The sequence below is a fragment of the Larkinella punicea genome, from assembly GCF_003334855.1.
Classification (GTDB): domain Bacteria; phylum Bacteroidota; class Bacteroidia; order Cytophagales; family Spirosomataceae; genus Larkinella; species Larkinella punicea.
In genome coordinates, this window is record NZ_QOWE01000004.1 from 145,736 (window position 1) to 160,533 (window position 14,798).

Annotated in this window: 12 protein-coding genes; 2 read left to right on the forward strand and 10 right to left on the reverse strand. The window is 52.5% G+C overall.

The genetic code is table 11. The annotated features are described in order from the left end of the window. Window positions 1–51: 51 nt before the first annotated feature. From DUE52_RS05910 to DUE52_RS05930, 5 genes are all read right to left on the reverse strand, one after another. Window positions 52–645: a Uma2 family endonuclease gene (locus DUE52_RS05910; protein ID WP_114405057.1), complete on the reverse strand. Its 594-nt coding sequence runs from the start codon at window positions 643–645 to the stop codon at window positions 52–54. A 23-nt stretch (window positions 646–668) separates the two neighbouring features. After that, entirely contained in the window at window positions 669–2,354 is a 1,686-nt protein-coding gene (locus DUE52_RS05915) for a putative maltokinase (protein WP_114405058.1), read from the reverse strand. A 101-nt stretch (window positions 2,355–2,455) separates the two neighbouring features. Then, window positions 2,456–3,058 carry a hypothetical protein gene (locus DUE52_RS05920; protein WP_114405059.1) on the reverse strand — a complete coding sequence of 201 codons (603 nt, stop codon included), beginning with the start codon at window positions 3,056–3,058 and terminating at the stop codon, window positions 2,456–2,458. 99 nt (window positions 3,059–3,157) lie between these two features. Next, the gene (locus DUE52_RS05925; protein WP_114405060.1) at window positions 3,158–3,559 is read right to left on the reverse strand and encodes a hypothetical protein; all 402 of its coding nucleotides are present in this window, start codon (window positions 3,557–3,559) and stop codon (window positions 3,158–3,160) included. A 238-nt stretch (window positions 3,560–3,797) separates the two neighbouring features. Then, entirely contained in the window at window positions 3,798–4,811 is a 1,014-nt protein-coding gene (locus tag DUE52_RS05930; protein ID WP_114405061.1) for a chemotaxis protein CheB, read from the reverse strand. Between the two features lie 163 nt (window positions 4,812–4,974). On the opposite strand from DUE52_RS05930, the gene DUE52_RS05935 reads away from it, so the two are divergent. Beyond that, a complete protein-coding gene (locus DUE52_RS05935; protein ID WP_114405062.1) occupies window positions 4,975–9,087 on the forward strand; it encodes a CheR family methyltransferase in 4,113 nt (1,370 codons plus the stop codon). A gap of 161 nt (window positions 9,088–9,248) precedes the next feature. Further along, the gene (locus tag DUE52_RS05940; RefSeq protein WP_114405063.1) at window positions 9,249–9,728 is read left to right on the forward strand and encodes a response regulator; all 480 of its coding nucleotides are present in this window, start codon (window positions 9,249–9,251) and stop codon (window positions 9,726–9,728) included. A 25-nt stretch (window positions 9,729–9,753) separates the two neighbouring features. On the opposite strand, the gene DUE52_RS05945 is transcribed toward DUE52_RS05940, so the two are convergent. From DUE52_RS05945 to DUE52_RS05965, 5 genes are all read right to left on the reverse strand, one after another. Continuing rightward, window positions 9,754–10,578 (reverse strand): response regulator transcription factor, encoded by an 825-nt coding sequence (locus DUE52_RS05945; RefSeq protein ID WP_114405064.1) that lies wholly within the window; start codon window positions 10,576–10,578, stop codon window positions 9,754–9,756. Between the two features lie 132 nt (window positions 10,579–10,710). Further along, window positions 10,711–12,744, reverse strand: coding sequence for an alpha-1,4-glucan--maltose-1-phosphate maltosyltransferase (locus DUE52_RS05950; RefSeq protein ID WP_114405065.1), 2,034 nt, complete (start codon window positions 12,742–12,744; stop codon window positions 10,711–10,713). A 22-nt stretch (window positions 12,745–12,766) separates the two neighbouring features. Then, window positions 12,767–13,192: a response regulator gene (locus DUE52_RS05955; protein WP_114405066.1), complete on the reverse strand. Its 426-nt coding sequence runs from the start codon at window positions 13,190–13,192 to the stop codon at window positions 12,767–12,769. A 1-nt stretch (window position 13,193) separates the two neighbouring features. Then, a complete protein-coding gene (locus DUE52_RS05960; protein ID WP_114405067.1) occupies window positions 13,194–14,474 on the reverse strand; it encodes a sensor histidine kinase in 1,281 nt (426 codons plus the stop codon). Beyond that, window positions 14,474–14,797, reverse strand: a complete 324-nt coding sequence (locus tag DUE52_RS05965; RefSeq protein WP_114405068.1) for a circadian clock KaiB family protein — start codon at window positions 14,795–14,797, stop codon at window positions 14,474–14,476. Before DUE52_RS05965 ends, DUE52_RS05960 begins: the two co-directional genes overlap by 1 nt. Window position 14,798: the final 1 nt, after the last annotated feature.

The following is a 14,798-nucleotide window of genomic DNA, read 5'->3' on the forward strand; positions in this document are numbered from 1 at the left end:
CGTGAAATATAGACAAATTTTCACCGATGAATCCAACTGATTCATTGGGTTTTATTCTTCGAAAACCTCGTGGAGGTCGATTTGGAGGTTCGGAAAGATTAACGGAGCCAGGGTATCGCTCTCATCGTACGGATGTTGCCCGATAAACTGCCCCTGTTCGTTGAGCGTATAGACCAGGACGTTATCGTATTCGGGCTGAACAATCCAGTATTCCCGGACGCCGGCTTCCTGATACGCATCGAATTTCTCCTTCATCTCTTTTTTCGTGTTGCCTTTCGACAACACTTCAATCACCAGGTCCGGTGCGCCAATGCAACCCGCATCGTCCAGTTTAGCCGGATCGCAAATAATGCACAAATCCGGCTGAACAACGGTGGTAATCGTTTCATTCGTCAGTTTATTCTTGCGGGGCAGTCGCACATCGAACGGCGCCATGAAGACTTGACAGGGTTTGCCCTTCATGTAATTGCCAAACGGCAAATAGAACTTACCAACCAACTGCTGATGCCGGCGACTGGGTGCGGGCGACATTTTCCAGATGTAGCCGCGTATCAATTCAAGCCGCTCCTGAACCCGCCACGTCAGGTAGTCGGCATAGGTGTATTGCCGGGTTAAATCCAACTGATCCAAACTGGTTATTTCCATAGAAATGCGCGTTTAGCACAAACTTACTCTTTTTTCGTCTGCAACAACCCCATTTGCAGCAGCGGGAGTTCCGAATTTCGGGTCGGGTCGGCAATCCGTATTTTTTCAATTTCCCGGATCACATCCATAATTCCTTTCAACGGAATCTTGACCCAGGCTGGCCGGTAGCTGATTTCATAGCCCAGTTCATACACGGCTTTTTCCAGCAAATACACCAGCAGCAAAAAGTTCACCTCGTTGCTGTTCTTAAACAGCGGATGCGGGCTGCCAATCGTTTCCAGGTAGGCGTCCATGTACGTATCCCGAATCAGTTTAAACCAGCGTTCGGAAACGCGCTGCAGGTGATCAGGTTCGATGCCGGCGGTTTCTGTGCTGCCAAAGAGCTTAGCCGAAACCGCGTAATGGTAGGAACGGATCATGCCGGCAACGTCTTTCAGGGGTGAATGTTTGATCTTCCGTTCGCTGATGCTGCTTTCCGGTTCGCCTTCAAAGTCGATGATAATGAAGTCCTTACCCGTTGCCAGCACCTGCCCCAGGTGGTAATCGCCGTGAATCCGGATGCGCAGCGACTCAAGCGGGCGGGTCCGGAAATCATCGACAAACTCGTCGATCATCTCCTTGGCTTCCATAAACACCCAGGCCAGGCTCTGCGCCAGCGGATCGAGTTTCGTGTAGTTATCGATGAGCAGATTATACCGCCGTTCGAGCAGACTTTCAAACCGCCGGATGATAAACTCCCGGTAGTCGTCGGTGAACGGTTCGGCAGCAAATGCCGGATCGCCCGAGTCCGGGTCGTAGAGCGCCAGGTGCATTTGACCCGTCCGTCGGCCCAGCAGTTCCACCCGGTCGAACACGTCTTCCCGGATCGTAAACAACCGGTGCGGAACCGCGTAGAGAAAATCATTGAGGTAATCGCCCGTCTGGCTCCAGCTATCCTGCTGGTTTTCAACCATGCGCTGCATCATCCCGAGCGTAATGTCCGGCACACCCTCCTGCTCCCAGATCACGCTTCCGGCGTAGGCCGGGATGTGACTGAAGTTACTTTTTTCGGTCAGAAAACTGACGAGGTCCACTTCCGGGTTGGTTTCCTGAAAAAGCTTGCGGTAAAGTTTCAGGAAATACTTCTCCCCCTGATCTGAAACGCCAAAAACCAGTGCAGAATTACTTGAGTCAACCGGCAATACACGACTGGTAATCAACCCATTGATATCATCGACAGCCAACCCCTTCCCCCGGTGGAAGGTCAGTTTTCCACTTGTTTGATCCAGCGTTTGCTGATGGGCCAGGTTAAAATACAGGGCTTGCCGGAACCGTTCGTCGTAAATGGCATCGACCACCAAACCGCTTTCCTGGTCGAAATCCGCACGCGTCAGAATCCCTTTCGGGGCGATGGAAGATGCATCGGGATGACCAGCTTCAACAAACGATAAGGGAAGTAAATAACGTTCGGTTTCGCCGTCGGCATACGCAGCTTCCACGATAAACAGGAATGCCTTATCGTCGGTTTGATTATCGGAAAGAAACGCGATTTCGTGAACAACCTGAATGCGAAAGCCAGCCTGCTGGCGGGCTTTCCCGGCAAACCACCGGCACGCGTTCACATAGGGAGGCAGAATCGCCGTTTCCAGAAACCGGATGGCATCCTGATCCCCGATTAGATTATTCCAGGCATAGCGGCTGCTCAGGTTGGTTGCGGTTGAGTCGAACATGGAGACAGATCGGTGGTACAGGCAAAGCGATTCTACCCGTAATAATACAAAGTGATTCCGTAAATAAGCCTATTTAATGAGGATAAATTGCAAACTGTCGATTATTCCAGCAGATAATCCATGAGCGTTTTCCACTGGATCTTCTGGTAGAGAAGCCAGCCGGTTGTGGCAATCACGGTATTGACCACCGCACGGCCTCCGGCTTCCGGATTCTGGTTATTGATGCGTTCGTTTTTACCAATCTGACAGGCCGTTAGGGTATTTCCCACCCATTCCACACGGAACGTGCTGGTCGATTCATCGGTAAAAAAGTGCTCGGTCCGGTTTTCGTTTTTGTGTGGGTCTGCACAGGGACGGGCCGTAAAACCGGCTTTCGTTTCCGCATCGACAACCTGAATCACCTTTACCCAATTGACGGGTGTTGGGCCGGGGAGTTCCAGGCGGATCAAGTCGCCAACGGTCGGCGGCCCGGTCGGTTTGGGCTGTCCGGCGGCATCATGCAGGATAAACCCGGCGGTCAGGCTGGATACGTCGGACCAGCGGTTTACATCAAAAACTTTCTCTCTGGCGCGGGCGAAGGCCGGTCGGGCGGTTTGATGACCCGGGTAGTTTTTCTGGCTGCAAAACGTTTTGTCCACCGAATCGTCCCCTTTTAAAAGATCAATGCCGTGTTGAAAGGCATCTCCGATGTTGCTGGTTTTCATACGCTTTCAATTGAAGGGTTTACACGCTATGTATTAAAAACCCATTCCGACCGGTTGATCGGAATGGGTTTTTCACGCGAAGCAGGATGCTAAAAGCCTTTACTGACGGGGGTCGGGCTTTTTACGGGTGGTATCCGTACCGGTGTTGCCGAACGTGCGGCCGTTGCTGCGGTCATTTTTGGCTTTCGGATACGATCTGGACCGGTTTTTTTCGGACACTTTGCCATCGGCGGTCGACGGCGACCGCGCTTCCCGATTTGCCTGCTTGCCCGAACGGCCAAATTTATTGGATGTGCTGTTGCTGTCCGGGCGAACGCCGGTTACGTTCCGGCTAATGCCCGCCCGGGTTTTGCCGGGCTCCGTTTTTTGTTCTTTTACATTCCCGTTCCTGCTCTGCGCCGGATTGGCGACATTGCCTTCCGAACTGGTCGTCTGAGCCTGGGTTGGCAGGGTGAAAACCAATCCTGTCAACACGGCGGCCATTAAAATTCCTTTTTTCATCGTTGAGTTGATTTACGCGACGCTTTCCCGTCCACAAGGTTCATCATTCGGCGCATTCGCCCGGTTTTGGTTGGTCGAAAACCCATACCGGTAACGACGGCGTTCTATGGTGTTAACCGCATACGCTCCGCATTGTTATCGAAAATAAGCCACGGTCCGGCAAAAGAAATTTGGCGTCACCATCTTGAAAAGGCGAACAAGTCCTGTTGCCCGACCGAAAACCCGAACCGGACCTTCGTTAAGCTCCCGGCTCCGTTTTTTGCTTCTGCTGGTAGATAAATTCGTGGAGCCTGCGGGATTTTTCACGGGTTTCGCGGGATTTTTCGGCAAAGTCTTCCGCAGCTTTTCGGTTACCGGCCTCGGCAAATTGTTTAGCCGACTGATCGAGCAACAGAATCGTCTCTTCAAACCCCCGAACACCCTGCCACAGTGCTTCTTCAACGGTTTTGGTCACTTCGGCCAGTAGAGAACCCGCCGTATAGGCATGACCGGTATGACAACGGTACCGGATCAGTTTGCCTTCTTTGATACTGACCAGGCTACCGTGGCACTCGGGACAGGTTAAGGGCGTCAGTTCACCCAGATCAATGATTCCCATTTCGAAGGCGTTATCTTCAGCGGCAATGTTGATTTCGGCCTCCATCCGGGTCTTTTCCTCGGCCGAAAGCGCAGGTTTGTCGGGTACCTCCTCCTGGGTTAACCGGTTCAGCAAAGACGCCATCCCGGCCATCGGAACAATGTGATCGACGTCGACATATTCCAGCACACTATCCGGCATACTGGGATACAGGGCTTCGTCCGGTTCCTGAATAATGGTTAGACCGCCGAGCCGTTTGATGGACCACATGCCCGATGTGCCGTCGTTGAGCATTCCCGTCAGAACAACCCCAATCACCCGCGGACCGTAGGTATATGCCGCAGACCGAAACAGGGCGTCGATGGAAGGGCGAAACCGGTTTTCTTTCGGACCTTTTTTGACAATCATCCGATCGTGTTCAACCAGCAGGTGATGGTCGGGCAGCGCGACATAAATCTGACCCGGTCGAATGGTTTCCCCATCCTTCGGATGAATGGCCTTAAGGGGTCCTGAGTGGTTCAGAATATCAGGCAAAAAACTGGGCGAATGGGGCGAAAGATGCTGTACGATAAAAATGGAAGCCCCAAAATCTGCGGAAAGAGTCGATACCAATTCTTTCAGGGCCGTTATTCCGCCGGCCGAAGAGCCTATTACTACAAGGTCGCGCTTTGCCATAGACGAAATAGATACGATTTTTCGGGTAAACAATTTCTGCTTTCCCTCTTTATAAGAAGTAACAATTTAAGCTAAAGAGTCTGGCAAATAGTCCTAACTTGCTTCCTAAGGCACTTCTCTTTCAGAATAAACTATTAAAGTGTACGATAGTTTTTGAAAATGTATGGCAAAAAAACTCAGTTCTGACCATCAACCTCAGCCGGGATTTGTTCCGGTTGTTGCCATTGGTGCGTCGGCGGGCGGACTGGAAGCACTGTCGCTGTTGCTGGCCAATTTGTCTTCAACAACCGGTTTTGCCTTTGTATACATTCAACACCTCGACCCCAACCAGGAAAGCCACCTTTCCGCCCTGATTGGCCGGGTGACGCCCATGCCGGTTCGGGAGGCCGGGCAGGGCATGCGGATTGAACCCGATTCGGTCTATATCATTCCACCCGACAAGGATATTGAAATCGTCGACGGAAAACTGTTGCTTTCCGCCCGTCAGCCCCGCCCCCACCTGCACATGCCCATCGACCAGTTCTTTATTTCGCTGGCCAACCGGCAGAAAGAAGGAGCCATTGCAATTTTGCTATCGGGAGCCGCTTCCGACGGCACCCTGGGTCTGAAAGCCATCAAAGCGGAAGGCGGCATCACGATGGCGCAGGATAAAACGGCCCAATTTCAGAGTATGCCCCAAACGGCCATTCACGAGGGCGTGGTCGACCTGGTGCTGCCTCCAAAGGAAATTGCGAAAGAAGTGGAGCGGTTGAGCCACCAAAGTTACCTTTTCCGGCTGAACACCCTCATCGAAGGCCCGGGCGACGTGGAAACACCGGAAGAAGACCTCAAAGCGGTTATTCTGTTCATCAAAAAATCGATCGGGGTAGATTTCACCCATTACAAAATATCCACCATCCGGCGTCGCATCATCCGGCGAATGCTGCTGTATAAACTGGAAAAATTGCAGGACTACATCCGGTATATGAAGCAGCACCCTTCTGAGGTCGACGCCCTGTACAGTGACCTGCTGATCAACGTGACGCATTTTTTTCGGGACGAAGAGACGATGGATTACCTGAAAAAAATCCTGTTGCCGCAGCTCATTAAAAACAAACTGCCCCGTGAACCCCTGCGAATCTGGATCCCGGCCTGCTCGACGGGTCAGGAAGCCTACTCACTGGCCATGCTGATTCTGGAAGTTCTTGAGGACCGTGTTCCCAGTCTGCCCATCCATATTTTTGCAACCGACCTGAGCGAAGCCGCCATTGCCAAAGCCCGACAAGGCAACTACTCCCGCAGCGAGGTGATGGACATTTCGCCCCAGCGGCTGCACCGGTTTTTTACGAAAGTAGACGATCACTACCGCATCAGCCGAACCATTCGTGATCTGTGCGTTTTTGCCCCCCACAACATTTTCAAAGACCCGCCCTTTTCCCGGCTCGACCTCATCAGTTGCCGCAACCTGCTGATTTACCTGGACCAGGTGTTACAGAAAAAAGCCATCGCGACCTTCCATTATGCCCTGAATCCAACGGGCTATCTGCTACTCGGAAAGTCCGAAACCATCGGCTCTTCCGCGCCGTTTTTTGCCCAGTTGGAAAAGAATTACAAAATCTACGTCCGAAAAAATGATGTTACCAGCCGTCCTACCTTTGAAATGAATCCCCGGATGCCGGAAGCAGACCTTATGGAAGAACCCAATCGAACCCCCAAAAATCCCAAGGCCGACTCTGCCCCCAGGGATCTGGACACCGTCGTCGACACGCTCTTGCTGAGTCAGTATGTTCCGGCCAGCGTGGTGGTCAATCAAGACCTCGACATTCTTCAGTTTCGGGGCTCTACGGGTCTGTTTCTGGAACCTTTGCCGGGAAAAGCCAGCCTTAATCTGCTCAAGATGGCCCGCCCGTCTCTGCTTTTCGAACTGCGCAATACCGTCCATAAGGCGCATAAATCAGGGGAATCGATCCGGAAAACCGGTTTGGAAATCAAGGTAAAAAACAAAACACACCAGGTAGCCATCGAGGCTGTTCCGCTCAAAACCGCAACGGAGGAGCGGCTTTTTCTGATCATTTTTGAAGAAGTCACCACGCCGGCCCTGCACGAGAGTGGAAAAACGGGGGTTCGCGTCCGCCGGATCAAACAACTGGAAGAAGAACTCACCACCCTGCGGGAAGACCTGCACTCCATTATTGAGGAACAGGAAGCCAATAACGAAGAACTCCAGTCGGCCAACGAGGAAATTATCAGCAGCAACGAAGAACTCCAGAGCATCAATGAGGAACTGGAAACGAGCAAAGAAGAAATCGAATCGTCGAACGAAGAACTGCAAACCATCAACCAGGAGTTGCAGCAACGCAACGACCAGTTGACAGAGGCTTATGCGTTTGCCGAAGATATTTTCTCCACCATTCGGGAAGCCACCCTCGTTCTGAACCGCGACCTGCGGGTGATGAGTGCCAACCAGGCCTTTTACACCATTTTCCGGGTTCGGCCGGAAGCCACCGAAGGGCGGCTACTCTACGAACTCGGAAACCGCCAGTGGGACATTCCCCAACTCCGGAACATGCTCGATGCGGTGGTGCAGGAAGATGCCGAGTTTCAGGGCTTCGAGGTCATTCACAACTTTCCGGAGATCGGCGAAAAAGTGATGTACCTCAATGCGCGAAAGGTGGTTCGGCAACACAGCCAGGAAGCCATTCTGGTAGCCATCGAGGACATCACCGAGCACCGGCAGGTGCAACGGATGCTGTCGGAACAGGAAGCGTGGTTTCACACCATTGTCGACAGTGCGCCGACGCTCATCTGGGTGGCCGGCCCCGACGCCCGCTACAAGTATCTCAATACGGCCTGGCTGGCCTATACGGGCCACCTCCTAAAAGAGGAGCTGCTTCAAGGCTGGACGTCCGATATTCATTCCGACGACCGGGAATCGTATCTGGCAACCTACCAGCGCTGTTTTCAGAAACAACAGCCTTTTTCCTTTGAATACCGCCTGCGCCGAAACGACGGCGAATACCACTGGATGCAGGAAAAAGCCCGCCCTCTTTTCAAACCGGACGGCACGTTCAATGGCTATCTGGGCACCTGCACCGACGTTCACCTGCAGAAAGCCCTGACCCAGGAACTGGATTTGCGCGTTCAGGAGCGGACGCGGGAAGTACAGAAAACCGCCGAAAGCTTACAGGCCGTACTGAACAGTTCACCGGCGTCCATCGCCTATTTCAAAGCCATCCCCGAATCGGACGAAATCACGGACTTTATGCTCATTGTCTGCAATCAGAATTTTGCAACCTTGAACAACCAGTCTGTCAGTCAGATGCAGGGCCGTCTGGCCAGCCAGTTGTTTCCAAATCAGTGGTCAGCCGGCATGTTCGAACGTTTCAAACAGGTCGTTGAGTCCGGTGAATCGGTGTATGAGGAACTGCACGACCCAATGCCGGACACGGATCGCTGGTGGGGCTCGTCGATTATCAAATACGATGGCGGGCTCGTCGTTACCGGTCTGGACATTACAACGCTGAAAACAACGGAACGCCACCACCACGAGCTTTTACAGGAAGGAGACCGTTTTAATGAAAACATCGAGGCACTGGCCAGCCTGCGCCAGCAGGTTAAAGACCGGGGTGAGTTTCTGCGCCGGGCTTCCCACGATCTGCGCGGAAGTTTTGGCGCCATTCAGGGCGCAGCCTCACTGATGGATCTGATGGATACGGAAGAAGAACGGTCGCAGATGCTGGAGATGATGCAGCGCAACCTGCGTCAGATGACGGTAATGCTGACCGAACTGCTGGACTTTGCGCGGCTGGAAGCGGGTCAGGAAAAGGTTGAATTAGCCCGGTTCGATGTTGCAGAACTGTTGCTGGATCTGGGCCAAAGCATGAAACCGCTGGCCGACCAACGGAATTTGTGGATTCAAACCCGGGGAGTCTCTTCGCTGCTGGTTGAGAGCGACCCCATTCTCATTCGCCGGATTGCCCAGAATCTGCTGACGAATGCACTCAAATACACCGAAACCGGGGGCGTGACGCTCATCTGGGATCAGCATTCCAGCCCAACATCCTGGTGGCTAACCATTCAGGACACGGGTCCGGGACTTCCGGCTTTTTTGGTTCGGCTGCTGATGAATCAATCCGTTGCCGCAGGCAATTCGGGATCAGAAACGGGTCCTGACCAGGCGGGCGGTGAGGGAATTGGTTTGTCGATCGTCAAAAACCTGTGCGAATTGTTGCGGGGTATCCTGACGGTGGAAACGCCACCCGAAGGAGGCACGGTTTTCAAACTGCAATTCCCGTAAACGTATAAAAGATACCGGCAGCGGCTTATCCAAAATCCCAACCTGTCGGATCAGGAAAACGGAAAAAAGAAAAAAATATCCTATCTTCCTGAACACATCAAAATTGGGAAGCGTTGTGAATGTAATACCCGTAATTTCCAGGAAACGCAACGTTGAAAAACATGAATGACTCCAGAAATAAAAAAAGCCCGAATCGGCTCCGGAAAGCCCGAATTCTGGTTATTGAAGACAGCGCGGATCATCTGCTGCTGATAAAAAATGCGCTCCAGCAGAGTTTTACGGATGTTGAAGCTGTGATCATGACGGATGAGCATACCGCCATCCACTACCTCGAAGAATGTATGCAGACCGGGCTGCGGCTTCCTCAGTTGATCCTGCTGGATCTATACCTGCCGGAGCGGGAGAATGGCTGGGCCTTTCTGACAAAGGTTAAAAACCTCAATCCGGAGGTTGGACAAATCCCGGTCGTGGTATTCAGTAATTCGTGTAATTCTGAAGACATCGCGGAATCGTACGACCGTGGAGTGGCTTCCTACGTTGTCAAGCCCATGAACTTTACAGAGTGGACCGATTACTTTCAGACCCTGAAAGAATACTGGTGGGAAACCGTATTGTTACCCAATACCCATTCGATGTATTAAACGTTCGGCCCCGAAACCGGGCCACTCAGCAAGAGCGGACGTTCCCAGCCTGTGGCGCAGATGCGACCGACAGCCAATACCGAAACATTTTTTCCAGCACCTGAATGAACCGGGGCAGATCGGTGGGATAGACAATAACCGAATTGGCTCCCGATGCATATCCCTGTTGAGCCTGGTCGTAATTACCGGCCGATGACAGCAGAATGGTGGGAATAAACCGGAAGCGGGAATTGTTTTTGAGCGTTTGCAACGTGAGCAAACTGCCCGGCTGGCTCCCGTCCAACACAATCACGGCGGGCATGTCGGCCTCTCCAATGCCGGCGATTACTTTCTGAAGTCCGTTGCCGGTATCGAATAGCTTCAGCCCCCACTGCGACCATTTTTCACCCATCAGTTGCTGCACCAAACCGCTTTTTAGCTCATCGGCCATCACCATCCACATCCGCCGGGAAGCCACGGACGGGTGTTTTTTTTCGAGCCCAGCCAGAGCCACAAACGGAGAACTGACCGGCTCCCCATGGGCCGGCAATGAAGACGGCAGCATCGTAACCAGAAGCGGATCGATGATCAGACTCCAGCGCCGACGGCTGACGGGTAGCGTTTCACCATCCCGCAGGCTAACCGAACCCGCCATTTTATGTCCCGGAGGAGCCTGAAAATCAGCAATGTAATGGGGATTAACCAGTGCCGTTTTATGAACCCGAAGAAAACCGGAGAGTTTCTTTTCGAAAAAAACCAGGGATTTCGCCAACAAAACCTTGCGCCCGTCGCCGTAATGCACCCACGTATAATTGCTGAACCCTTTCAGGTATTTGATCAACGCAGGGTATTGAATCGCTTCCTGAATCATGTTGTTTACCAATAAAAATGCTGTTGTTGCACGTTTTATATAGTAACCGCATTCAGGGCAATTGTAGCCGCATTTCTTAGGCAATGGCACTTCTTTTTAGGGACCCATCAGCCGCTTCAACCGCCAAAACGGTCAGGCTTCGATTTTCAGCAAGTGCATGGGCAACAGGTACGGATCGAGTTCGACGTAATTCCACTGCCCTTTCCAGGTATATTGCGCTCCGGTCAGTAAATCGTGCACCACGTATTCCTGTCCATCGGCGATACCCAACTGCCAGATCGGCACCTGCACCATGCCCGCCCGCCGGTTGTAGGCATCGGTATTGATCACCATGAGCAGCCGGTTGTGGCCCGTCACCTTCAGATAGGCCATCAGCGCGTCGTCGTCGATGCGGCAGAACGTCAGGTTGTTGGTGGTTTGCAAAGCCGGGTTTTCCCTTCGGATGCGGTTGACCAGCCCGATCAGGTACGTCAGCCGGTTGGTGCGGTGCCAGTCCCAATGCCGGATCTCGTATTTTTCCGAGTCGATGTATTCTTCCTTGCCCGGAAACGGCAGGTGTTCCATCAACTCGAACGACGGCCCGTAAATACCGTAGTTGGACGACAGCGTGGCTGCCAGCAAAAACCGGATCAAAAACTGCGGTTCGTGGCCCGATTGCAGAATGTAGGGGTTGATGTCGTGGGTAGTCGGCCAGAAATTTGGGCGATAATAGCGCTTCATTTCGCCCTGCGTCAGTTCCGTCAGGTATTCCTCCAGCTCGTGTTTGGTGTTGCGCCAGGTGAAATAGGTGTACGACTGGGCAAAACCGCGCTTCGCCAGTTGCTGCATCACCTTCGGTTTGGTGAAAGCTTCGGCCAGAAATAGCAGGTCAGGATAGATCTTCTTGACTTCCGCAATCAGCCATTCCCAGAACTGAAACGGCTTGGTATGCGGGTTGTCGACCCGGATGATCCGGACGCCCCACGACGCCCACGTCAGCATCGTCTCCTTCATTTCGATCCAGAGGCTCTGCCAGTCGTCGGTTTCAAAATAAACCGGGTAAATATCCTGGTATTTTTTCGGCGGATTTTCAGCGTATTGGATGGTGCCGTCGGGTCGCTTTTTAAACCATTCGGGGTGGTCTTTGGCCCAGGGATGATCGGGCGACACCTGAATGGCCAGATCCATCGCCACCTCCATGCCGTGGTTTCGGGCAATGGCAATCAGGTGTTTGAAGTCGTCGAGGGTTCCCAATTCGGGGTGAATGGCCGTGTGACCGCCCAGTTCCGAACCGATACCGTAGGGTACGCCCGGTTCGCCGGGCTGCGAAACCACATTATTATTTTTTCCTTTCCGAAACGACTCTCCAATGGGATGAATCGGCGGCAGATAGAGCACGTCGAAACCCATCGCTTCAATGCGCGGCAGCAGCTTTTCCACATCCCGAAACGTGCCGTGGGTGGGCGCACCCCCGGCACCCTGTTCCTGCGAAGCAGATCGCGGGAACAGGCAATACCACGTACTGAAACCGGCTTTGGGCCGATCGACGTCCACCACAAGTTCACGGGCATACCGGGCCGGGTGTTTCCGCTCCGGATACCGCTGGATGAGGTCCGTAAACAGATCGCTTTCTACAAACTGAACAGACTCCTGGTAAGCCGCATCGTTGTATTCATCCGCCCCGGCTTCCAGCAAACCGGCCAGCCACTCCAGCGTCGGTTTATCATCCCCTTCGGCCCGTTGTGCCATGCCTTCGACGTAAACCGCCCCGGCTTTGAGTTCGCTCGTCAGCCGTTGACCAGCCGCCACTTTCAATTCGACTTCGTGTTTCCAGGAAGCGATGTGATCCACCCAGCCTTCGATGGTGTAGGCATACAGCCCCGGTTTTTCGACCGAAAACGACGCGCCCCAGCGGTCATTATTGATAAAAACCATCGGCACTTCAATCCAGGCCGGATCATCCGGATGTTTATAAAGCAGTCGGGCAGCCAGTTTGTCGTGACCATCCAGAAAAATATCCGCTTCAACGGCAATGAGATCACCGGGAACGGCCTTGATCGGAAACCGCCCGCCATCGAGTTCGGGCGAAACCCGTTCGATCATGACACGGATCTGACCATCGGAAGGCAGATTTGCCAGTTTATAAGCCGCAGAGGCCGAACGGGAAGTTTTGGTACTTTTGGCCATAATCAACCTGATTAGCAAGCGTTTAACTAACGGACACGCGATGGCATGCCGCCAGAATTTCGTTCATCATCTCGTTGTAACCGTCCTTCGAAACGGGCTTGGATTTCACCGAAACCGCCCCCAGTTTCAGGCACTCGTCAATCAACTCCCGGCCGACGTAGGTGGAATAAATAACGACGGCAATCTGCGCCAGCCAATCCGTAGCTTTGATGGCTGTCAGCGTTTCTTTCCCCGTCAGCTTGGGCATGTTCTGATCCAGAATGACAATATCCGGCAGTTCATCGGGCGACGTGATTCGATGCAGGTAGTCGAGCAATTCGACCCCCGATGTTACGCCGGGCAGCAGTTCAATATCGGTGCGACTCCCTAAAAAATCAATGAAAAATTCACGGTCATCCCCATCATCTTCAGCCAGTAAGATTTTCTTTCTGGATAGGTCAAAAGCCATTTCAAGCCGGTTTATGTTGCCTCAAAGGTAAGCTAATAATGAATGTAGAACCCATTCCTTCCTTACTTTGTGCCCTGATCCGGCCATTATGTTTATCGATAATGCGTTTGGTAACCGCCAGTCCGATGCCCGACCCTTCGTAAATATCCTTGGTGTTCAATCGCTGAAACAGCGAAAATATTTTGTCGACGTATTGTTCATCGAACCCAATCCCGTTGTCGGTAATCAAAATGGAACACATCGGTTCCTCATCCTTCGTTTCGGACTCGGCGGGGTAAGTCGCCTTGATTTCGATTACCGGCGGCTGATTGGCTTTGGAAAACTTCAGCGCGTTGCTGATCAGATTTTGGAAAACCTGCCGGATCTGCCCCTGATTCACTTCCACTTCGGGCAATGGATCAATCTGCACACGGGCTTTTTTCTCCTGAATCCGGAGTTCAAAATCTTTCAATACCTCATTGAGCAGTTTGTTGAGATCGGTCAGAACGTAGGTATCCGAATGCGTCGATAGCCGGGAATAACTCAGGATGTCGATGATCATGGTGCGCATCCGGTTGGAAGAGTCGATAATTTTTTCCAGATACCGCACGCTGTCGATGGGCAGTTCGTCGATGTGTTTGTCTTTCAACAATTCCGAAAACATCTGGATTTTGCGCAACGGCTCCTGCAAATCGTGCGACGCCACCGACGCAAACTGCTGCAGGTCGTGGTTGCTGACTTCGAGCGCCGTGTTCATTTCCTCCAGCCGGTCGTTGTTGGACTTGAGCAGCCGCTGGGTGGCCTTCTGAACCGTGAGATCAGTTACGATGACGCTCATCGAAGTGCCGCCATCCAGTTCCAGCGTCGTTACGGAAAGCTGGCAGGGTACCTCCCTATCCGTACTAAGGATGCAGATTTCAACTTTGCGGTCTTCGGTCCACCCATCATTAAACAGGCTGTTGTAGCGGTCTTTGTATTCGGCAGGAATAAATGTATCGAACGACAGGGCAATCACCTTCGACAGCGGCATGCCCACCATCGACGCAAATTTTGAATTGCAGTAAAGAATCAATCCTGCTTCATTCAGCGTTACCGCCCCTTCGTTCATCGTTTCGATAAACACCCGGTACGTCTGATCGGCGGTTTTGAGGCTGTAAAGTTCGTGTCCGTCCTTTCCCTGCACCACCAACGCATCGACCTGACCCGTTCGTATGGCATGAATGGTCTCGGTGGCCTCCTCCAACTGGATCAGCAAGGCTTCGTTTTCCTGGACGAGCTGTTCGTAGGTTTTAACCGGTTTCATTAACTGGTATGAGCAATGCCCAGGCCTTTAAGCACCTTTTCGGTGTCCGACATATCGCCGATCAGCCTACGCTGGGGCAAGGGCATTTTTTTTATCAATAAAGGTAAAGCAATAATCTGCTCGCTTTCGGCAAGCATTCGTTGCTGGTAGACATCAATAATTTCCAGGGTATAGTTTCCCGCAAGATACGTTTCACAAATGTGTTTCAGATTGGCAATGGCACGGATTGAATTAATCGAAGCCCCGGTTACAAACAGGCGCAATTCATACTTCTGCCCGTCGCCATCAGAATGTATATCCGGAGTTATTACTTGCTCAATCATG

Excerpts from the sequence above, each read along its gene's own strand:
- DUE52_RS05910 (WP_114405057.1), bottom strand. The coding sequence starts at position 645 with ATGGAAATAACCAGTTTGGATCAGTTGGATTTAACCCGGCAATACACC.
- DUE52_RS05915 (WP_114405058.1), bottom strand. The coding sequence starts at position 2,354 with ATGTTCGACTCAACCGCAACCAACCTGAGCAGCCGCTATGCCTGGAAT.
- DUE52_RS05920 (WP_114405059.1), bottom strand. The coding sequence starts at position 3,058 with ATGAAAACCAGCAACATCGGAGATGCCTTTCAACACGGCATTGATCTT.
- DUE52_RS05925 (WP_114405060.1), bottom strand. The coding sequence starts at position 3,559 with ATGAAAAAAGGAATTTTAATGGCCGCCGTGTTGACAGGATTGGTTTTC.
- DUE52_RS05930 (WP_114405061.1), bottom strand. The coding sequence starts at position 4,811 with ATGGCAAAGCGCGACCTTGTAGTAATAGGCTCTTCGGCCGGCGGAATA.
- DUE52_RS05935 (WP_114405062.1), top strand. The coding sequence starts at position 4,975 with ATGGCAAAAAAACTCAGTTCTGACCATCAACCTCAGCCGGGATTTGTT.
- DUE52_RS05940 (WP_114405063.1), top strand. The coding sequence starts at position 9,249 with ATGAATGACTCCAGAAATAAAAAAAGCCCGAATCGGCTCCGGAAAGCC.
- DUE52_RS05945 (WP_114405064.1), bottom strand. The coding sequence starts at position 10,578 with ATGATTCAGGAAGCGATTCAATACCCTGCGTTGATCAAATACCTGAAA.
- DUE52_RS05950 (WP_114405065.1), bottom strand. The coding sequence starts at position 12,744 with ATGGCCAAAAGTACCAAAACTTCCCGTTCGGCCTCTGCGGCTTATAAA.
- DUE52_RS05955 (WP_114405066.1), bottom strand. The coding sequence starts at position 13,192 with ATGGCTTTTGACCTATCCAGAAAGAAAATCTTACTGGCTGAAGATGAT.
- DUE52_RS05960 (WP_114405067.1), bottom strand. The coding sequence starts at position 14,474 with ATGAAACCGGTTAAAACCTACGAACAGCTCGTCCAGGAAAACGAAGCC.
- DUE52_RS05965 (WP_114405068.1), bottom strand. The coding sequence starts at position 14,797 with ATGATTGAGCAAGTAATAACTCCGGATATACATTCTGATGGCGACGGG.